The sequence below is a fragment of the Micromonospora sp. NPDC051196 genome, from assembly GCF_040682415.1.
In the GTDB taxonomy this organism is placed as follows: domain Bacteria; phylum Actinomycetota; class Actinomycetes; order Mycobacteriales; family Micromonosporaceae; genus Micromonospora.
On record NZ_JBFBAY010000001.1, the window covers coordinates 448254 to 468026 of the forward strand.

The window sequence follows — 19773 nt, forward strand, 5'->3', positions numbered from 1 at the left end:
CGGCGTCGATCCCGGGGTGGCCTCGATCCCGCGGCGGTGTCGATCAGAGTCGGCCGGTGGACTTGAGGCGGAGATAGGCGTCGGCCAGGGCGGGCGCCAGCCGAGGGGCGGGAACATCGACGACGGCGACGTCGTAGCGGGCCAGCGCCGCCGTCAGACGGTCGCGTTCGGCCAGCGTACGCCAGGCTGCGGCGGCGTCGTAGGCGTCTCGCGGGCGGCGGGGCGGCGTGCTGGTGAGTGCGGCCAGCACCGGGTCCTGGGACGTCGCCACCAGCACCCGGTGCCGGGCGGCGAGCCGGGGCAGCACCGGCAGCAGTCCCGTGCCGAGCGCGCCGGGCTCCAGCGCGGTGAGCAACACCACCAGACTGCGCGGCCGGTGGCGGCGCAGCAACTCGCCCGCGATCAGCTGGAAGTCGGTCTCCACCAGCGCCGGTTGCAGCGGAGCCAACGCATGCGCCAGCCGGGGCCACTGCGCGGGACGTTCGGCACCGATGATCGACGTACGCGACACAGCGTCGGCGGCGAGCACGTCCACCCGGTCACCGGCCCGCGCGGCCAGGGCGGTGAGCAGTAACGCCGCATCGATCGAGGCGTCCAGCCGTGGCTCGTCGCCGAGCCGCACCGCGGAGGTACGCCCGGTGTCCAGCACGCACACCAGCCGCCGGTCCCGTTCCGGTCGCCAGGTCCGCACCAGCACCTCCGCCCGGCGGGCGCTGGCCCGCCAGTCGATGGAACGCACGTCGTCACCGGGCACGTACTCGTGCAGGGTGTCGAACTCGGTGCCCGCGCCGCGCCCCTGGCCGACCTGCGTCCCGTCGATCACCCGTAGCCGGGACAGCTTCTCGGGCAGGTGCCGGCGGGAGTCGAAGCGGGGCAGCACGCGCAGGGTCCACGGCGGGGTGGGCGGCCGGCCGGTGCGCTGCCGGAACGCCAACCCGAGCGGTCCGAGCGAACGGACCGTCAGCGCCACCGCCGGCCGGTCACCTCGGCGGGCCGGGGTGAGCCGGCTGGGCAGGGCTGTCTCGTCACCGGGCGGCACGTGCACGACGCGGCTGGGCGGTACGTCCGGCCGGGCCCCGGCCGACGGCACCCAGGCGTCGCGGATCCGGGCGTGCAGCGTACGCCCGGAGGTGTTGTGCAGGTGCAGCGTGACCGTGGCGGTCTCACCGAGCCGGACGCAACGGTCGCCGTCCCGCTCGACGGTGAGCCCGCGCAGCGGTGCGGCCAGCCCGAAGTCCAGGGCACAGAGCAGCAGGACCACGCCGGTCATCACCGCCACCCCGACGAATGGCGCCGGCCAGGCGGGCAGCGTCAGCGCACCGGCCGCGAGCAGCGCCGCCGCCCGCCAGGTCATCGTGGTGTCGGCACGGTGGCCAGCACCGTGTCCAGTACGGCGTCCACCCCGACACCTTCCAGTTCGGCCTCCGGGCGCAGCCGCAGCCGGTGCCGCAGGGTGGGCCGGGCCATCGCCTTAACGTCATCGGGCACCACGTGGCCGCGCCCGGCCAGCCAGGCCCATGCCTTGGCGGTCCCGAGCAGTGCCGTCGCCCCACGTGGCGAGGCGCCCAGTTCGAGCGCGGGCGTGGCGCGGGTGGCCCGGCACAGGTCGACGACGTAGCCGAACAGTGGCTCGGCGACGTGGATCCGACCGACCGCCGCGCGGGCCACGGCGAGGTCGGTCGCGTCGGCCACCGGGCGTACTCCGGCGGCGGCCAGATCCCGGGGGTCGAAACCGGCGTGGTGGGCGCGCAGCACGCCCAGTTCCTCCTCGCGGCCGGGCAGCGGCACGGTGAGCTTGAGCAGGAAGCGGTCCAGTTGCGCCTCGGGCAACGGGTAGGTGCCCTCGTACTCCACCGGGTTCTGGGTGGCGGCGACGATGAAGGGGTCAGGCAGCGGATGCTGCTCGCCCTCGATGGTGACCTGCCGCTCCTCCATCACCTCCAGCAGGGCGGACTGGGTCTTCGGCGGGGTCCGGTTGATCTCGTCGGCGAGCAGCAGGTTGGTGAAGACCGGCCCTTCCCGGAAGGTGAAGGCCGCGGTGCGGGCGTCGAAGATCATCGAGCCGGTGACGTCGCCCGGCATCAGGTCCGGAGTGAACTGCACCCGGCGGGTCGACAGGTCCAGCGCCGCGCCGAGGGTTCGCACCAGGAGCGTCTTGGCCACCCCGGGTACGCCCTCCAGCAACACGTGACCCTGGCAGAGCAAGGCGATGATCATCCCGGTGACCACCCCGTCCTGCCCGACGACCGCCTTGGCCACCTCGGTACGCAGTCGGTGCAGCGCGGCCCGGCTGGGGTCGGCGGCCAGCGGGTCGCTGAGCGTGGCGGGTCGGGTCACCGGAGGTCTCCTTGGGATCGGGGCGGCGGCCGGTCGGCGGACGGTTTCGGGGCGCGAGCCGCGCGGTCCAGGTCGCCGGCCAGCTTGAGCAGTTCGTGGTCGGTGTCCGGGGTGCTGCCGTCGAGCAGCTCACGAACGGTGTCCGGATGTGCGCCGGTCTCGGCGGCCACGGCGGCGGCGACGTCGCCACCGTCGGCCGGCAGGTGCAGGCGACGCCCCAGCCGGGCCTTCGCGGCGGCCCGGAGCACTTCGGCGGTGCTTCCGCGGGCCTTCGCCCGTTGGTAGAGCCGGGCCCGGCCGAACACCGCCTCGGCGGCCGGCACGGTCACCGGCAGCGGTTCCGGGATGGGCGGACCGAAGCGTCGGGCCCGTGCCACGGCGATCAGCAGCGCGGCCAGCGCGAGTTGCGCCAGCAGTGCCCAGAACCAGGGTGGGAAGGCCGACCAGATCGGGTTGGCCGACTGCTCCCGGCCCGGTTCGCCGGAGCCGGAGGCGTTGCCGCCGGAGGGTTGGCCCGGTGTGGTCTCGGTGCTGTCGCCGGCAACCAGGTCGTCCTGGTCGTCATCGGGTTCGTCGTCCGGCTCGGGCGGCGGTGCGGCGGGCGTGGCACTGGGCGTGGGTGGTGCGGGTTCCGGCCCGTCGAGGTCGAGCCAGAGCACCCGCCCGGTGGTGGCGAGCAGACCGGTGGCGAAGAGTTCGTTGTCCCACTCGCCGATACGGCCGTTGCGGAACGGGTCGCTGGCGCCCACCACCACCACGCTCTCGGCCGGGCCGGGCAGCCGAGCCAGCCCGGCGGAGTAGCAGAAGTCCGCCGAGCCGGGTGCGCCGGTGGGGGCGTACCGCTGCCGGGCGACGGCGGCTGTCGCGCCGGTGACCTCGGGCAGTGCGCAGGGGCCGGTGAGGTGCGGGGCGACAGCTTGGGCCGCCCACCGTCGGCCCGCCGGGCGCAGGGGCAGCCCGGCGGCGGCCAGCACCCGCCGGGACGGGTCGACCAGCACCAGCCGGGTGTGACCGGGCAGCAGATCCAGGTGGTCGAGGGTCTGCGGGTGCAGCAGTTCCGGGGCCGGGACGAACAGGGTGGCCGGACCGGACCGAGTGGCCCGCAGCGCCGCGAGGGTGTCGGTTTCCCGCCGCACCTCCACGCCACGCCCGGCCAGGCTCGCGGCCAGCCGGCTGCCGCCGTCGTCCCCGGTCGCCAGCGGGGACAGGAATCCCACATCGGTCTGGTCCGGTTGGTCGATCGCGTGGGTCACCAGGGTGGTGGTGATTACCAGCGCACTCAGTAGCACCGGGATCACGATCCGGTGGCGGCGCCGACGTACCTTCGGTGCGCTCACCGTAGCGACTCCCCAGGAGCATCGAAGGGACCGCTGCCGGCCGCTGCCGGCTCGACGCCCGGCGTCAGCGCAGGGCTGCCGGCCGAGGTGAGCGGGGTGCCCTCGGGCGGGTCGGTGAGCAGGCGGTGCAGCGCGACGGCGTGGTCGCGCAACCGGTGGTCGTGCTCGGCCGTGGCCGGGCGCTGGGCGTACCACACCTGCGCGAAGATGGTCGCCGCGGCGGTGAGGGGCGGGCCCGCCGGTGGATGGCGGGCGGCGGCTGCCTCGACGATCTCGGTGACCGTCATGCCGGGGCGTACCCGAACCACGTCACGCTCGGACAGTTCGCCGACCATGCCGCGCAGCCGCTCCCGGATCGCCTCGTCGTAGCGTCCTTCGCCGGCCAACCAGTCGGCCAGCGCGATGTGCTGTGCCGGTGCTCCGGCCGGCTGCGGCGGCTGGAGGTCAACCGCGTCGTCGGTGCCGGACCCGGCCGGGCGGGTCGGCCGGGCCGGGCGTCGACGTCGGCGGGGTCGGGGGAACCGGCGGGGTCGGGGGAAGCGGCGGGGTACCCAGGCGGGGTGGGTGTACCAGGCGGTGCAGACCAGCGCCGTGGCCAGCACCAGCAGCAGTGCGACCAGGGGAAGCGCAACATGGTCGCCGAGCGCGGCCGTGGTCTCGGTCCACCAGCGAGTGAAGCTCATCGACCCACCGCCAGCAGGGTGGCCTGCGGTGCGCCGGCAGGTGCCCGGGAGAGGTGGATGTCCAGCCCTTCGGTGCGGATCCGGGTCTCCAGGTGCAGGATCGCGTCCAGGCAGGCCAGCGCGGCGTAGCCGACCGTGTTGACGGCCGCCCAGACCAGCATGGCCACGGCGACGGCCCAGCCTGCCGAGATCAGGTCCAGCGCGGACAGCCCGGTGAACAGGCCCCAGGCGAGGCCGACCCGCAGGATCCACCAGACGAGGTAGCCGAGCAGCCGCAGGCCGGCGGCACGGCCGTCGACGCGCAGCGCGAGAGTGACCGAGCGGGCCGGCGCGCGCAGCGGTCGGACCCGGTCCAGGGCCAATGCCGGGGCCATCGCGCCGAGTAGCGCGAATCCGACGAACCAGGTCGGGCCGAGCAGGGACGCGAGCAGCATCGTGACGCCGACGACCGGACAGAGCAGCAGAGTGGCGCCCCAGCGCGCACCGCCGGGGCGAAGTAGTTCCTGGCTGCTGATCGGGCGACCGACCAGGGCGCTGCCGGCCGCCCGGGCGGCCGGGTTGCCGAGCAACATGATGATCATCGCTTCGATCGCCGCGCCGATGGCGAGCAGGAGCAGAAAGGGAGCCAGGCTGCCCAGCGAGGGCGCCCACCACAGTGGCGGATTGACGCCGACGGCGGTCCGCAGGGGTAGCAGGAGGACCTGTTCGACGAGGGCGAATACGCCGGCCAGGGGGAGCAGGGCCGCCGCGTGCCCACGCAGGAGCAGTACGGCGGAGTCGAGCAGTTCACCGACGGTGAGCGGCCGACTGGGGAGTACGGCGATCGGGCCGGCGTAGGGCACGCGCACTCCTGTCGAAGGCGGGGGCGGTGGCGCGCGGCGGCGCAGCCAGGGATCATGTTGACACGCGCGGGTCGGACAGGTGGGCCCCGGCCGATGGGGCGGCTCGTGCGAACGGTGTACGGCTGGTGCTGGGCACGGCGTGGGTGCCGGCAGTAGCGTGCCGGGATGACGCCCGAATCCCCTGAACTGAACGGGATGGAAACATTAACCCCATGAGAGCCCGGGTACTGGTGGTCGACGACGACCCTGCGCTCGCCGAGATGCTCGGCATCGTCCTGCGTAGCGAGGGATTCATGCCCTCCTTCGTGGCGGACGGGGAACGCGCGCTGGCCGCGTTCCGCGACAATCGGCCCGATATCGTCCTACTTGACCTGATGTTGCCTGGAATGAGTGGCATCGACGTGGCACGGGCGATTCGGGCTGAATCGGGCGTGCCGATCGTGATGCTGACCGCCAAGAGCGACACCGTCGACGTGGTGCTCGGCCTGGAGTCCGGGGCGGACGACTACGTGGTGAAGCCGTTCAAGCCCAAGGAACTGGTGGCCCGCATGCGGGCGCGGTTGCGCCGGGGCGAGGACGCGGCGCCGGAACTGCTCACCATCGGTCCGCCCGGCAACCAGATCGCCATCGACGTGCCGGCGCACACCGTCAGCCGCAACGGTGAGGAGGTGAAGCTGACCCCGCTGGAGTTCGACCTGTTGGTGGCGCTGGCCCGCAAGCCGCGCCAGGTCTTCACCCGGGAGGTCCTGCTGGAGCAGGTCTGGGGCTACCGGCATGCGGCCGACACCCGGCTGGTCAACGTGCACGTGCAACGCCTGCGGGCCAAGATCGAGCCGGATCCGGAGCGACCGGAAATCATCCTCACCGTGCGGGGCGTGGGCTACAAGGCGGGTACCGGATAGCCTGGGTCGCATTGTGACCACCTCCCCGATTCCGGATCTTGACGCCACGTCCCGCCGGCCCGGCGCGGGGCGGGAGCTGTGGCGTCGGCTCAGCGGTCGGGCTGCCCGGCTGCTCGCCGGGCTGCACCACACCTGGCGCCGCTCGTTGCAGGTGCGGGTGGTCACCATCACACTGGTGGTCTCCAGTCTGCTGGTGGGCGGTTTCGCCTATCTGATCGCCGGCAAGATCACCAGCATCCTGCTCGACAACGCCAAGACCGACGTACGGCTCCGGCTGACCAGCGGAGCGGAGTACGCGGCCAAGCAGTTCAGCCTCTACAGCCAGCCGCAGGAGGCCCAGCTCCAGGAGACCATCGACGGCACGGTCAACTACCTGGCCGGCGGCGACCCGCAGCAGACCAGCGGTGTGGTGGTGGCGCTGACCGCGGACGGTGCGGGCGGCATGATCCTGCCGCGCAGTTCGCCCGCGGTGGATTTCCGACCGTTGATCAGCCCCGAGCTGCGAGCCGCGGTGGCCGGCGGCAACGTGGCCAACCAGATCCAGACCGGCCGGCTCACCGGCGACCGGGACACCAAGTACCTCGTCTACGGTTCGCCGGTGCCGACCCGCTTCGGGCAGGTGGAGCTCTACTACTTCGTACCGTTGACGTTGCAGGACGCGACGGCCAGCCAGGCGCGCGCCACGGTGGTGGCCACCGGAGTCGCCCTGGTGCTGCTGCTCGGCCTGCTCGCGGCGCTGGTGACCCGGCTGGTGGTGACGCCGGTACGGGTGGCGGCCCGCACCGCCCAGCGGCTCTCCGCCGGGCTGCTCGACCAACGGATGGCGGTCAACGGCGAGGACGACCTGGCCCTGCTCGCCGCCTCCTTCAACCAGATGGCCACCAACCTGCAACGGCAGATCCTGCGACTGGAGGAGATGTCCCGGTTGCAGCGCCGGTTCACCTCGGACGTCTCGCACGAGCTGCGTACCCCGCTGACCACGGTACGAATGGCCGCCGATCTGATCTTCGCCGAGCGCGACGGGTTCGAGCCGGCGGTGGCGCGCAGCGCCGAGCTGCTGCAAGCCGAGTTGGACCGGTTCGAGGAACTGCTGACCGACCTGCTGGAGATCAGCCGGTTCGACGCGGGTTTCGCGGTCCTCGACGCCGAGCCGACCGACCTGGTGCCGGTGGTGCACCGGGTGGTGGATCGACTCTCCGGCCTGGCCGAACGGGTCGGCGTGCAGATCGAACTGGACGTCCCGGAGGCACCGGTGATCGCCGAGATCGACCCGCGACGGGTCGAGCGGGTGCTGCGCAACCTGGTCGGCAACGCCGTCGAGCACGGCGAGGGCCGACCGGTGCGCATCACCCTGGGAATGGACGATACGGCCGTCGCGGTCACCGTCCGTGATCATGGTGTCGGGCTCAAGCCCGGCGAGGAGAAACTGGTCTTCAACCGGTTCTGGCGGGCCGATCCGTCCCGGGCGCGGCAGACCGGCGGCACCGGGCTGGGATTGTCGATCAGCCTGGAGGACGCCCGGCTGCACGGTGGCTGGTTGGAGGCGTGGGGGGCACCCGGGCAGGGTGCGCAGTTCCGGCTCACCCTGCCGGCGCGGGCCGGTGACCGGCTGATCACCTCGCCGCTGCGCCTGGTACCTGCGGACGCGGCCCTGCCGTTCGGCGCGACGCCCATCGAGGGGGTGCTGGCCATCGGTCCGGGACCGGACGGGGCACTCACGGTCGGTCCGGCGGCGCCCGCCCCCGAGCAGCGCGCGGAGGTGGCTTCGTGAAGCGGCGGATGCTGGTCGGCGCGCTCGGCGTGGTGCTGGTGCTGGCCGGTCCGACCGGGTGCGGCATCCCCGAACGTTCGGAGGTGCAGACCGAGCACCGTGGGCCGGCGGCGGAGGCCAGCTGGTCGCTGGGGCGGGGCAGCGAACCGCCGACCCGGGAAGCCAGCGGAAGCGACGCCGAGGCCTTCGTACGCAACTTCCTGGCCGCTGCGGCCGGCGAGCCGGACCGGGCGTACGAGCGGGTCAAGCAGTTCATCGCGATGCCCGAACGCGGTGGCCTACAGGTGAAGCAGGGCAGCGAGGTGGCGCTGTCGGTGGTACGCCTCACCGACGACCCGGTGATCGAGCCGGACGTCGACAGCATGAAGGTCACCATCACCGTGCAGCAGGTCGGCCTGCTGCGGGCCAACGGCATGCTCGTGCCGCCGCTGGCCACCGAGACGACGTACGAGTTCCGGCTGATCAACGCCGGTCCGGCGGGCCAGGACGACGCCGGGTTCTACGTCAGCAACCCGCCGAACATGCTGCTGCTCAGCGACGAGGCACTGCGCCTGTACTACCAGGCCGAAGCCATCTACTTCTGGAACTCCGAACGCACCCGTCTGGTGCCCGACCAGCGGTACCTCTCCTCCGCCGTACCCGCCGAGCGCCGGGTGAGCGAGGTGGTCCGCTGGTTGACCGCTGGCCCTTCGGACTGGCTGCGGGTCGGCGTCTCCGGCCTGCCCGACCGCACCGAGATGATCAACAATGCCACCGGCTCGGACGGCCGGTGGGAGGTCAACCTCGACATGCCCGGGGCCGACGACGTCCGGTTGGAACAGTTCGCCACCCAGCTGGCCTGGTCGCTGCTGGAACTGGACGGCATCCTGGAGATCAAGATTCTGAACCAGTCCCGGAAGCTGGTCGACCTGGGTGAGCAGCGCGCCTCGAACCAGCTGTACCTGCTCGACGACAGCGCCCGGCGATTCTGCGTCTACGAAGGCGCGATCCACGCCCTCGCGGTGGCCAACGAGCCGATCGGCCGGGTTCCGGTGGCGGTTGAGGCGAATCACGACGTGCTCTCCGCAGGGCTGCGCCGCGCCGGCAACGACGTCCTGGCTGCCCTGGTCGTCGCCGACGGTGGCCGGCAGCGGCTGAGCGTCGGCCGGGGCCGGGACGTGGTGGAGATCTTCGCGGCGGGTCCGGCGCACACCACCATCGGTCGGCCGGTCTGGCTGCGTACCGACAGCGACCAGCCGGCCGGCCTGGTGGTCGCCGACGGCGAGTTGTACCGCTTCGACGACCGGGCGGCCATGCGTCCGGTACAACTCGGCCTGCCGGGGCGGGTCGACGCGGTCGCGGCCTCCCTGGACGGGCACCGGATCGCTCTGATCGTCGGCGGCGCGCTGCACGTGGCCGCGATCAGTTGGGAGGGCGGGGTACCCACCATCGGTCCCGCCCGGCGCCTGGCCACCTCGCTGACCCGGCTGACCGTGGTCGACTGGTGGGCCGAGAGCCGCCTGTTGGTGGCCGGGTCGGCCGGTCGTCCGGCGATCTACGACGTCAGCGTCGACGGCGCGCTGGAGACCCGGCTGCGCGATGACGCCGGTGCAGAGGTCACCCACCTGGCCGCATACCCCGCCACCCCGACCTCCTCGCTCGCCGCCACGTTCATGTACGAGGCAAACGGGGTGACCTACCGCAACAACCCGTTCGAGCGGATCGTGCGGGAGCAGGTCCAGGACGTCACCGCGCCGCCGACCGGCGTCCGTCCGGGCAACCCCACCGCCCCCGTCTTCCTCTACTGAGCCGACAGTGCTGCGCGGGCTGTGGGCGGATCTGGCCGACCTGGCGCTGCCGACGGAGTGCGCCGGCTGCCGGCAACGCCGGTCCGGACTTCGGCACGGCGTCTGCCCGGACTGCGTGACCGCGCTGCGGGCGCTGCGCCCCGGGGCGGTCCGACCGGTGCCGGCGCCGGTGGGGCTGCCGGCCTGTCACGCGCTCGGCAGCTACGGCGGGCCGTTGCGGGAGGCTCTGCTCGCGTACAAGGAGCATGGCCGGCACAGTCTGGCCCGGCCCCTCGGCGCGCTGCTCGCCGAGGTCGTGGCTGCGGCGGTCGGCTCGGCCCGCCCGCTGGTGCTGGTGCCGGTGCCGGACACGCCGGCGGCGGCCCGGGCCCGCTACGGCGATCACCTCGGCCGGCTGGCCCGGCACTGTGCCCGCCGGCTCGGCTCGGCGGGCTGGCCGGTACGAGTGGACCGGCCGGTACGCGCGATGCCACGGCCGGACTCGGTCACCCTGGACAGCGCCGGTCGGGCGGCGACGGCCCTGGCCGCCTTCCGGGTCCGGCCGGACGCCGGACCGGCGCCGCGCGGCGCGACCGTGGTCCTGCTGGACGACATCATCACCACCGGGTCGACGCTCGCCGCGATCAGTCAATTGCTGAGCGTACGAGGACTGTCGCCGTCGGTGGCGGCAGTGCTGGCGGCCACCGAGAAAAGGCACCAGCGGTGACCGATTGTGTTTCCAATTCACCCCTTCGTGTGTGATCTTTGCAAAATTCTGGCCGTTGTCGACGACTGGGGATGACGGCCGGGCAAACAAGAGTTAGCGTTTGCTTGTCGAGGGTAGGAGGGTCATCCACCCACCCCCGACGGTGAGAGGAGGCGTAGCCGTATTGACCGGTCGACGCCGAGCGGGGCCCCTCCCCGGACGCGCGACCGGAGTTCTCGGAGCAAAGACCGTCCGAACAAGGGAGGTCACGTGGACATCGTGGTCAAGGGCCGTAACGTCGAAGTGCCGGACCATTACCGAGTGCACGTAGCAGAAAAACTCGCGAAGCTCGAACGCTACGATCACAAACTAATCCGTGCCGAGGTGGAACTTTTCCACGAGCGCAATCCGCGCCAGGCCGACCACTGCCAGCGGGTGGAGATAACCTGCTTCTCCCGAGGCCCGGTGATCCGGGCCGAGGCCTGCACGAGCGACTTCTACAGCGCGCTGGACTCCGCGATCGCCAAGCTCGACGCCCGACTACGCCGCGCCGCTGACCGGCGTCGCGTGCACCGGGGCCGGCACGCGCCGCTGTCGGTCGCCGCCGCCACCGCCGGCCTGCCGGTAACCGACCTGCCCACCTCCACCCTGGCCGCACCGGCCGGCGCCGCCACCGCGGTCGCCGAGCGGGCCGAGGAGGACGAGTACGACGACCAGCCGTGGCACATTGCCCGGGAGAAGGTGCACCCGGCCGAGCCGATGACCATCGACGACGCGCTGTTCCAGATGGAACTCGTCGGCCACGACTTCTATCTGTTCCAGGACAAGGAATCGGGTCGTCCGAGCGTGGTCTACCGGCGGCACGCCTACGACTACGGCATCATCTCGCTGGACATCTGACCAGCATCGGCGGGGGCGGGCGGCAGCGCCCGACCCCCGCCGCACTGGCTGTGGTCAGTCCACCAGTTCGCCGGGCAGCAGCCCGTACACGGTCGAGTCGCCCCGGCTGGTCCCCGCGCCAGGTAGCCGGGCGCGCAACAGTCCCTCGTAGCGGAAGCCGGCCCGTTCCAGCACCCGCCGGGAGGCCAGGTTCTCCGGCAGGGTGCCGGCCCACACCCGGGCCAGGCCGACCTGCTCGAAACCCCATCGGGCGAGCAGCCGTACCGTGCGGGTGGCGTAGCCGCGTCCACGCCACTGCGGGAACAGGCTGTAGCCGAGCATGCCCTGTCCGCCGGGCTGGTCGTGGAGCAACATGCAGGTTCCGGCCACTGCCCCCGAGGCCGCGTCGAGGATGGTCATTGCCGCCACCGTGCCGACCAGCCACTGATTCGCCGCCCCGAGGCCGCGCCGGGCGATCTCCTCGCGGGTGGGTGGGCCGGGTGGCACCCGGCTGGCCACCACGTCCGGACTGGTGTTCAGGCGGTACATCTCGTCGGTGTCCTCGGGCTCCAGCCGCCGCAGCACGACCACGCCGTCGGTGAGTCGCCCGCCGGGCAGGTCGGGCAGCGGGCGGGGGTACGGGCCGGGCGGATCGTCGGCCAGCCGTACCCAGACCGCCAGGTCCCGCCGGCCACCGCCGGGTGTCAGGCCGCCGCCCCGGCGTACCCCCTCGGGCCGGAAACCGGTGGTCACCGCGACCCGCTGGCTGGCCACGTTCTCGACCTGGGCGAGCAGTTCCAGCCGGTCGATGCCGCTGGCGAAGGCGTGCCCGGCCAACGCCCGGGTGGCCGCCGTGGCCACCCCGCGTCCCCGCGCGCCCGGCAGCACCCAGTAGCCGATCTCGGCCTGCCGCCGCTGGGGAATCGGGTGGCTCAGCCCGACGGCGCCGAGCAGCCGGTCGGTGGCCGGATCGGCGACGGCGTACGCGGCACCCCCGGCGGCGAACACCGCCGGCGCACCTTCGACGATCCACTGCCGGGCGTCGGCCTCGGTGTACGGGCGGGGCAGGCCGTCGAGAAAGCGTTGGGTGAGCGGGTCGGCGCAGCCGACGACGACGTCGGCCACGTCGTCCAGGCGGAACGGCCGCAGGCGTACGCCGTGGTTTTCGATCGTCTCGGGCTTCATGCCGTCACCTGGCCCGGTGCCGGTCGGCCAACGGTTCGCGCGACGGTCTGTGGGTCGCCGCTCGTCGGGGCCAGGTCCTCGGCCAGTAGCGCGCCGAGCCAACCGTCGACCCGGGTACCACGATGGTTCAGCACACCCCGGGCGGTGCCTTCCATGGTGAAACCGGCCTTCTCGGCGACCCGGCGGGAGGCGACGTTGCCGACGTTGGCCAACCACTCGATGCGGGCCAGCCCGAGGGCGGCGAAGCCCCAGGTGGTCAGCGCGGCCAGGGCCGCCTGCTGGTAGCCCCGGCCACGGGCGTGCGGCGCGGTCATGAAGCCGACTTCGGCCAGCAGCGGATCGGTGGGTGACAGCCGCAGGTCGATCGATCCGGCGTAGCGGTCCTGCTCGTCGGCGAGCACGTAGCAGGCTGCGGTGCCGCCGGCCCAGCAGTCCCGGCAGTTGGTCAGGAAGGACTCGGCCGCCGACCGGTCGTAGGACTCCGGGACGGTGGTCCACCGCAGGGTGTCCGGATCCTGGCAGGTGATCACCAGTGCCTCCAGGTCGCGTTCCTCCAGCGGACGTAGGCGCAGCTCGCGCTGCGGCGCGCTGGCGAAGAGGGTGGGCTGGGCCCGGCCGAAGACGGCGGCCCGGCGAGCCTCCAGGGAGCCCGGGCCGGCCGGACCGACCTCGCCGGGCGCCGGCACCTCGCCGGGCAGCAGCGAGCCGAACCACTCGTAGCTGCCGCGCGCCGGGTCGGCGGCGCGCAGCCGCCCCTCGATCCGGAAGCCGCTGCGCAGGGCGACCAGCCGGGCGGCGTGGTTGCCCGCGAGGGACGTCCAGAGCAGCCGGCGCAGGTTCAGCTCCGTGAAGGACCATCGGGCGAGGGCGCGTACGGCGCGTACGGCCACCCCCTGACCGCGTGCCCACGGGGCGGTCCAGTAGCCGATCTCGCTGAGCTGCCGGCTCCGATCGATGCTCTGCAGATCAGCGGCACCGAGGAGTCGACCGGTGGCGGCGTCACAGACCGCGAAGGCGGCTGCCGTGCCCTCCGCCCGTTGGCGCGTGCGGCCCGCGATGAACTGTTGCGCGTCCTCGGGCCGGTAGGGTCGGGGAAAGTCGATCCAGCGCTGGATCTCCGGATCCTGGTAGGCGCGATGCAGGTCGTCGGCGTCGGTCGGCCGCCACGGCCGGAGCGTCAGTCCGGCCTCGGTGATCTCCACGGGCTCCATTCGACCCATCGTGCCGGATCGTTCGCCCACGGCGTAACGGGTAAACCGGGCGCGTAGCCTGGGGCGTCGCGCGTTATGTCGGTTTCGCGATGGCCGAGGGCCGCCACCAGTGACCATTGGCCCGATTAAACGCCTACGATGGTTCGAGACTGTCTAGGGGAGCGTTGATCCGTGTCGATTCTGGAAAAGGTCCTTCGCGCGGGCGAGGGGCGCATGGTGCGCCGGCTCAAGGCGATTGCCGCCGCCGTCAACTCGATCGAGGACGACTACGTCAACCTCACCGACGAAGAGCTGAGCGGCATGACCGAGCAGTTCAGGGAACGGCTCGCCGAGGGCGAGACCCTGGACGACCTGTTGCCCGAGGCGTTCGCGGTCTGCCGGGAGGCAGCGGCGCGGGTGCTCGGTCAACGACCGTACGACGTCCAGGTGATGGGCGGCGCGGCGTTGCACTTCGGCAACATCGCCGAGATGAAGACCGGTGAGGGCAAGACCCTGACCTCGGTCATGCCGGTCTACCTCAACGCGCTGTCCGGCAAGGGCGTGCACGTGGTCACCGTCAACGACTACCTGGCCCAGCGCGACGCGGCCTGGATGGGCCGGGTGCACCAGTTCCTCGGGCTGACCGTCGGTGTGGTGCTGCCCAACCGCCCGGCCACCGAGCACCGCGCGGCGTACGAGTGCGACATCACCTACGGCACCAACAACGAGTTCGGCTTCGACTACCTGCGCGACAACATGGCCTGGTCGAAGGAGGAGTTGGTCCAGCGCGGCCACAACTTCGCCGTGGTCGACGAGGTCGACTCCATCCTGATCGACGAGGCCCGGACGCCGCTGATCATCTCCGGGCCGGCCGAACACTCCGCCCGCTGGTACGGCGAGTTCGCCGCCGTGGTGGCCCGCCTCCAGGCCGGCAAGGACGGCGAGGGTGACTACGAGGTCGACTACGCCAAGCGGACCATCGCGGTCACCGAGCGCGGCGTGGCCAAGGTCGAGGACCGGCTCGGCATCGACAACCTCTACGAGTCGGTGAACACTCCGCTGGTCGGCTACCTGAACAACGCCATCAAGGCCAAGGAGCTGTACAAGCGCGACAAGGACTACATCGTCAGTGACGGCGAGGTCCTGATCGTCGACGAGTTCACCGGCCGCATCCTGCACGGTCGCCGCTACAACGAGGGCATGCACCAGGCGATCGAGGCCAAGGAGGGGGTGGAGATCAAGCAGGAGAACCAGACCCTGGCCACCATCACCCTGCAGAACTACTTCCGCCTCTACGACAAGCTCTCCGGCATGACCGGTACGGCCCAGACCGAGGCGGGCGAGTTCAACAAGGTCTACAAGGTCGGCGTGGTGACCATCCCGACCCACCGGCCGATGGTCCGGCAGGACCGGGCCGACGTCATCTACAAGACCGAGAAGGCCAAGTTCAACGCGGTCATCGAGGACATCGCCGAGCGCCACCAGGCCGGGCAGCCGGTGCTGGTCGGCACCGTCTCGGTGGAGAACTCCGAGATCCTCTCGCAGCTGCTGCGCCGCCGGGGCATCCCGCACTCCGTGCTGAACGCGAAGTTCCACGCCCGGGAGGCGGAGATCGTCGCGCAGGCCGGCCGCAAGGGCGCGGTCACGGTCGCCACCAACATGGCCGGCCGAGGCACCGACATCCTGCTCGGCGGCAACGCCGAGTTCCTCGCCGCCAGCGAGCTGCGCCAGCGAGGCCTCGACCCGGTGGAGAACGCCGAGGAGTACGACAAGGCGATGGAGGAGGTCCTGCCGAAGTGGAAGCAGGCCTGCGACGCCGAGGCCGAGGAAGTGGCCGCCGCCGGCGGGCTCTACGTGCTGGGCACCGAGCGGCACGAGTCCCGGCGGATCGACAACCAGCTGCGCGGTCGGTCCGGCCGGCAGGGTGACCCGGGTGAGTCGCGCTTCTACCTGTCGCTGCAGGACGAGCTGATGAAGCGGTTCCGCTCCGGCGCGGTCGAGGCGGTCATGGAGCGCTTCAACATCCCGGAGGACGTGCCCATCGAGTCGAAGATGGTCACCCGCCAGATCAAGAGCGCGCAGGCCCAGATCGAGGGCCAGAACGCCGAGATCCGCAAGAACGTCCTCAAGTACGACGAGGTCATGAACAAGCAGCGCCAGGTGATCTACGCCGAGCGGCTGCGCGTACTCAACGGAGAAGACCTCTCCGAGCAGGTCCGCAACATGATCGACGACGTGATCGAGGCCTACGTTCAGGGGGCCACCTCGGAGAACTACGCCGAGGAATGGGATCTCGAGCAGCTCTGGGCCAGCCTCAAGCAGCTCTACCCGGTGGGCATCACCATCGAGGAGATGGAGGAGGAGGCCGGCGGCTCCCGGGCTGGCATCGACGCCGACTTCCTGATCTCCCGACTGCGGGCGGACGCGCACGCCGCATACGACCGTCGGGAGGAGCAGCTCGGTGCCGAGGGCACCCGGCAGCTGGAGCGGATGGTGCTGCTCCAGGTCATCGACCGCAAGTGGCGTGAGCACCTCTACGAGATGGACTACCTCCAGGAGGGCATCACGCTGCGGGCGTACGCCCAGCGTGACCCGGTGGTGGAATACCAGCGCGAGGGCTTCGCCATGTTCACCACCATGATGGACGGCATCAAGGAGGAGACGGTCGGCTTCCTCTACAACCTTGAGGTGCAGGTCAACGAGCCTGAGCCCGAGGCCGAGGAAATCCAGCTGCTGGACAAGCCGGTGGAGATCCGGGCCAAGGGTCTGGGGCGTGCACCGCAGCAGCAGGGCCTTCAGTACTCCGCGCCGACCATCGACGGTGAGGCCGGTGCCGGTGCGGTCGCCGTACAGCGCGACGACCAGCGGGCCCCGGCGCTCGGCATCGGTAATCCGGAGCCCGGTGCACCGGCGGCGCCCGGGCGGACCGCACCGACGGCACCGCAGCGTCAGGCCGGCAGCCCGCGCGGTTCCGGGGTGGCGTCCAGCACGGCCCGCCAGACGGCGGCCAACGGGCAGGCTGCGGCCAGCAACGGCCCGTCCCGCAACGCACCGTGCCCCTGCGGTTCCGGGCGTAAGTACAAGCGCTGCCACGGCGCCCCTGGTGGCACTGCTGCCAGCTGATTGATCGAGCACGGCAGAAGCCCCGGTCACCGCTGACGCGGTTGACCGGGGCTTCTGCTTGGCGCCGTGAGCTGCGCGGCGTCGTCAGAGCACGCGCAGGTCGGTGCAGAGCCAGGTGCCACGCCGGTGCTCCAGACGTAGCGCCATGGCCCAGCTGGTGTCGACGATGCCGGTGAGCACGGCGGCGGCCTCGATGGCGGTCGGATGGAGTTCGCAGACCCGTAGGCGGCGCAGTCGGAGACCGGGTCGGGGGGTGCGACGTCGTGCCGGGACGGCGCGGGCGGTGGCGCGAGCCAGCTCGGGCAGCAGTTGGGCGTGGCGCGCAGGGTCCAGCTGCCGGCGGAGCTGCACCGGCGGCCGGAAGCCGTTGAACACCTCGATGCAGTTGGCCACGAAGCGGTGCGCGACCCGGGTGGCCGCCGGGGTGGCGGTGGCCAGGGCGCCGGGTGGTAGCTGTCGGGCCGGGTCGCGGCCGGGGCGGACGGGGACCGGACGGGCGGCGACGCGCTGACCGGGTGGGCGCTCCGATTCACTGCGCGCGGGCCACTGCCGGGCGGCGAAGAGGTCGAGGGCGAGTTGGCCGTCGCTCGGCCTGGGCCAGCCACTGCCCTCGTCGACGAAAGGCGGTTCGTACGCGGGTGCCGGCCGGAGCCGCACGGGCGGTCGGCTCGGCCCGGGCCGCCGGGGATCGATCATCGCCTGCCCTCTACCTCTCGCACAGTCCCTCGTTCCCTACGTTTGCCTTCGTTTGCTTTCGATGGGTCTCATTCTCTGGCATGGCAGAGTCATCGGTCAATGGCTGTACGGGTTGCTGCGACTACTCGGGGTCGCGCTCGGTCAGCGGATTGCCACGTACCCACTCGGCGGTCTCCGCGTACTTCCGTTGGATGTACTCCTCCAGCCGGGCGCGCTCGACGCGCCACTGACCCCGGCCGCCGATCTTGATGGCGGGTAGCTCACCGCTGCGCACCATGTGGTAGACCTGCGAGTCCGACACGTTCAGCTCGGCGGCCACGTCGGATAGGAGCAGGAACCTGGGCTCCACGAAAACTCCCCGGGTTGACGTCGTTTGCCTCAGTTTGCCATCGAGGGCTGACAGCGCGGCAGGTACTGAGCATGCCATCGGCGGTGCCGTGTCCGACACACCGGCCGCGCCGAGCTTCCACCAGGGCGGGCGCGGGGTGTATGACGTTCAGGGCGTACGGGTGAATCGTGCGCCCGGTCGGCGGAGTCGCTGGCGAGCGGAGCAGAGCGGGGGAGACCAACGGTGACCGACGAGCTTGTCCGGGTGTACCTGCCGGCAACCGTACCGATGTTGAGCAGGCTGCCCGAGCACGGCCTTGCCGCGGCCCAGGCGCACGCCGTGACCCCGATGCTGCGCGAATGGTACGCCGAGGGCGACGAGGAGGAGTTGGAGTACGTCGCCTTCACCCGCGCTGCCCAGGATGCCCTGCAACTGCTCCGTCACGATCCCGCGGCGCCGCGCCGACGGGTGGTGGTCTCGGCGGACCTGCCCGCGTCGGCGCTCGGCCGGGGCGACGGCGAGCTGGGTTCCAGCGTGGTGGAGTTGCGCGGGGCGGTACCGGTCAAGGCCGTGGCGGCCCTGCACGTCGACGGCGTCGACGCCGTACCGGATGTCGCCGCCGCCGCGCAGGTGGTGGTGGAGGCGTTGGCCGGCGACCCGGACGCGCAGTTTACCGTCGACGGTGCCGAGGACCATGAGCTGGAGTGGTACGACCCCAGCGAGCTGGATCTCCTGCTGCGCGACGCCGCCGGCCAGGAGTGAGGTTCCGCGCTCAGCGCAGCGCGCTGGCGTCGGCCGGGTCAGTGTCGGTGGAGTCGGTCTCCGGGGCCGGGGTCAGCGTGCGGCCAAAGATGATCATGGCGGTGAGTGCGCCCACGAACAGCACCCAGATGCCGTTGTCGACCCGGGAGGTGCCGAGCGAGGTCTGCGCCACCGCGTCCGCCTCGCTCAGGGCGGCGGCCAGGTCGATCAGCGAGCGCCCACCAACTCGGATGATCACCTCGGCGAGCAGGAGCAGGAGCCCCGGGCCGGCACCGGCGACCAGGTACGCCGGCCAGCGCAGGCCGGTGGCGGTGGTGTCGCGACGGGCGGCTCGCCGCCGGGCCCAGGTGAGATAGCCGAAGGCCAGGAAACCGGCGAGGAGCCCGGCGAGCAGTGACTCGGTACGCGACACCCAGGTGGCCGCGTTGACCAGCGACTGCTGGCTGTCGCCAGCGCCGAACAGGTTGAACAGCGGATCCCGGGCGACGCTGAACCCGACGACGAAGACCAGTGTGCCGAGCGCGGCGGAGGCGACGGCGCCGACGACCGCACCGTTGCGGGTGCCGGCCAACGCGCCGCCGATGACGGCCGCCGCGGCGGTGGTGCCGGCGATGGTACGGGTGGTCAGGTTGCCGACGTAGCTGAGTTCGATGGCGAGGGCGGCGGCGAGCCCGACCAGCAGGCCGGCGCCGACCGCGACCGCGAAGCGCAGGGTGGCCCGGTCGCCCCGGCGGGTGACCGGCTCGCCGGCCGCCAGGCCCACTGCGGCGCCGGCCACCAGGGCGGCCGAGATCACGCCGGGCAGTGCGAAGGCGGACAGGCTGATCGCGGTGACGCCGGCGGTGGCCGAGTTGATCGCTTCCCGGGTGGACCAGAGCATCGCGGCCAGCCAACCGGCCGCCAACAGCGCCAGCACCAGGGCGCCCGGCGCGCGCGGTGCCGCCGCAGCGGACCCGTCGGCGTCCTGGGCCGAGGCTGGGACGGGCACGCCAGCAGCCGTCGGGCGACCGGTGGTCTGCGGCCGGTCGGGCTGCGCGGCGGTCGGCCCACCGGGCTGGTTGCTCATCGTTTCCCCTTCGCCGAACCCGGCGACCTGGCCTGGGCACGTCATCGGCAATCCAGCGTACGCGGCCCGACGGGGAAAGGCCCGAACCCCGGTCGCTGCCGAGGTGAACTATGTTCCTTAGGCCTGTCCGGCCCTCCGGGTAAGAAATCGCTGCCGCATCCCGCCAGCAGCCTCCAGATTTACGGTTGTCCACCGGCTGG

General features: G+C 72.0%; 17 protein-coding genes. 7 read left to right on the forward strand and 10 right to left on the reverse strand.

The features are described from left to right. Window positions 1-43 precede the first annotated feature (43 nt). The 5 genes from AB0M35_RS02065 to AB0M35_RS02085 are packed head-to-tail and all read right to left on the reverse strand — an operon-like array spanning window position 44 to window position 5199. Window positions 44-1354, reverse strand: coding sequence for a DUF58 domain-containing protein (locus AB0M35_RS02065; RefSeq protein WP_363740420.1), 1311 nt, complete (start codon window positions 1352-1354; stop codon window positions 44-46). Further along, window positions 1351-2337, reverse strand: a complete 987-nt coding sequence (locus tag AB0M35_RS02070) for a MoxR family ATPase (RefSeq protein ID WP_363740421.1) — start codon at window positions 2335-2337, stop codon at window positions 1351-1353. The genes AB0M35_RS02065 and AB0M35_RS02070 overlap by 4 nt, the downstream gene beginning before the upstream one ends. Beyond that, complete coding sequence (locus AB0M35_RS02075) at window positions 2334-3674, reverse strand: DUF4350 domain-containing protein (protein ID WP_363740422.1); 1341 nt, start codon at window positions 3672-3674, stop codon at window positions 2334-2336. Before AB0M35_RS02075 ends, AB0M35_RS02070 begins: the two co-directional genes overlap by 4 nt. Beyond that, a complete protein-coding gene (locus AB0M35_RS02080; protein ID WP_363740423.1) occupies window positions 3671-4357 on the reverse strand; it encodes a DUF4129 domain-containing protein in 687 nt (228 codons plus the stop codon). The genes AB0M35_RS02075 and AB0M35_RS02080 overlap by 4 nt, the downstream gene beginning before the upstream one ends. Beyond that, window positions 4354-5199 (reverse strand): hypothetical protein, encoded by an 846-nt coding sequence (locus AB0M35_RS02085; RefSeq protein ID WP_363740424.1) that lies wholly within the window; start codon window positions 5197-5199, stop codon window positions 4354-4356. The genes AB0M35_RS02080 and AB0M35_RS02085 overlap by 4 nt, the downstream gene beginning before the upstream one ends. A gap of 212 nt (window positions 5200-5411) precedes the next feature. On the opposite strand from AB0M35_RS02085, the gene mtrA reads away from it, so the two are divergent. The 5 genes from mtrA to raiA all read left to right on the forward strand — a co-directional run bounded on the left by mtrA (window position 5412) and on the right by raiA (window position 11244). Further along, a complete protein-coding gene (gene mtrA / locus AB0M35_RS02090) occupies window positions 5412-6101 on the forward strand; it encodes an MtrAB system response regulator MtrA (protein WP_013731734.1) in 690 nt (229 codons plus the stop codon). A 13-nt stretch (window positions 6102-6114) separates the two neighbouring features. Continuing rightward, window positions 6115-7872 (forward strand): MtrAB system histidine kinase MtrB, encoded by a 1758-nt coding sequence (gene mtrB, locus AB0M35_RS02095; RefSeq protein WP_363740425.1) that lies wholly within the window; start codon window positions 6115-6117, stop codon window positions 7870-7872. Further along, on the forward strand, window positions 7869-9659 hold the full coding sequence (locus AB0M35_RS02100) for an LpqB family beta-propeller domain-containing protein (RefSeq protein ID WP_363740426.1): 1791 nt from the start codon (window positions 7869-7871) through the stop codon (window positions 9657-9659). Before mtrB ends, AB0M35_RS02100 begins: the two co-directional genes overlap by 4 nt. Window positions 9660-9666: 7 nt before the next feature. Continuing rightward, window positions 9667-10365 carry a phosphoribosyltransferase family protein gene (locus AB0M35_RS02105; protein WP_363740427.1) on the forward strand — a complete coding sequence of 233 codons (699 nt, stop codon included), beginning with the start codon at window positions 9667-9669 and terminating at the stop codon, window positions 10363-10365. A gap of 249 nt (window positions 10366-10614) precedes the next feature. Then, window positions 10615-11244: a ribosome-associated translation inhibitor RaiA gene (gene raiA / locus AB0M35_RS02110; RefSeq protein ID WP_363740428.1), complete on the forward strand. Its 630-nt coding sequence runs from the start codon at window positions 10615-10617 to the stop codon at window positions 11242-11244. A 54-nt stretch (window positions 11245-11298) separates the two neighbouring features. On the opposite strand, the gene AB0M35_RS02115 is transcribed toward raiA, so the two are convergent. Beyond that, a complete protein-coding gene (locus AB0M35_RS02115; RefSeq protein WP_363740429.1) occupies window positions 11299-12408 on the reverse strand; it encodes a GNAT family N-acetyltransferase in 1110 nt (369 codons plus the stop codon). Beyond that, window positions 12405-13619, reverse strand: a complete 1215-nt coding sequence (locus AB0M35_RS02120; RefSeq protein ID WP_363740430.1) for a GNAT family N-acetyltransferase — start codon at window positions 13617-13619, stop codon at window positions 12405-12407. Before AB0M35_RS02120 ends, AB0M35_RS02115 begins: the two co-directional genes overlap by 4 nt. A 171-nt stretch (window positions 13620-13790) precedes the next feature. On the opposite strand from AB0M35_RS02120, the gene secA reads away from it, so the two are divergent. Then, on the forward strand, window positions 13791-16721 hold the full coding sequence (secA, locus tag AB0M35_RS02125; protein WP_363740431.1) for a preprotein translocase subunit SecA: 2931 nt from the start codon (window positions 13791-13793) through the stop codon (window positions 16719-16721). 84 nt (window positions 16722-16805) lie between these two features. Here the strand turns inward: secA and AB0M35_RS02130 are convergent, their stop codons facing one another. Both AB0M35_RS02130 and AB0M35_RS02135 read right to left on the reverse strand, forming a co-directional pair. After that, window positions 16806-17417 carry an Rv3235 family protein gene (locus AB0M35_RS02130; RefSeq protein ID WP_363740432.1) on the reverse strand — a complete coding sequence of 204 codons (612 nt, stop codon included), beginning with the start codon at window positions 17415-17417 and terminating at the stop codon, window positions 16806-16808. A gap of 121 nt (window positions 17418-17538) precedes the next feature. Continuing rightward, window positions 17539-17766, reverse strand: coding sequence for a helix-turn-helix domain-containing protein (locus AB0M35_RS02135; RefSeq protein WP_363740433.1), 228 nt, complete (start codon window positions 17764-17766; stop codon window positions 17539-17541). 222 nt (window positions 17767-17988) lie between these two features. Here AB0M35_RS02135 and AB0M35_RS02140 point away from each other — a divergent pair, with 222 nt between their 5' ends. Then, the gene (locus AB0M35_RS02140; RefSeq protein WP_363740434.1) at window positions 17989-18507 is read left to right on the forward strand and encodes a hypothetical protein; all 519 of its coding nucleotides are present in this window, start codon (window positions 17989-17991) and stop codon (window positions 18505-18507) included. Between the two features lie 10 nt (window positions 18508-18517). Here AB0M35_RS02140 and AB0M35_RS02145 read toward each other — a convergent pair whose 3' ends face one another. Next, on the reverse strand, window positions 18518-19573 hold the full coding sequence (locus tag AB0M35_RS02145; RefSeq protein WP_363740435.1) for a hypothetical protein: 1056 nt from the start codon (window positions 19571-19573) through the stop codon (window positions 18518-18520). Window positions 19574-19773: the final 200 nt, after the last annotated feature.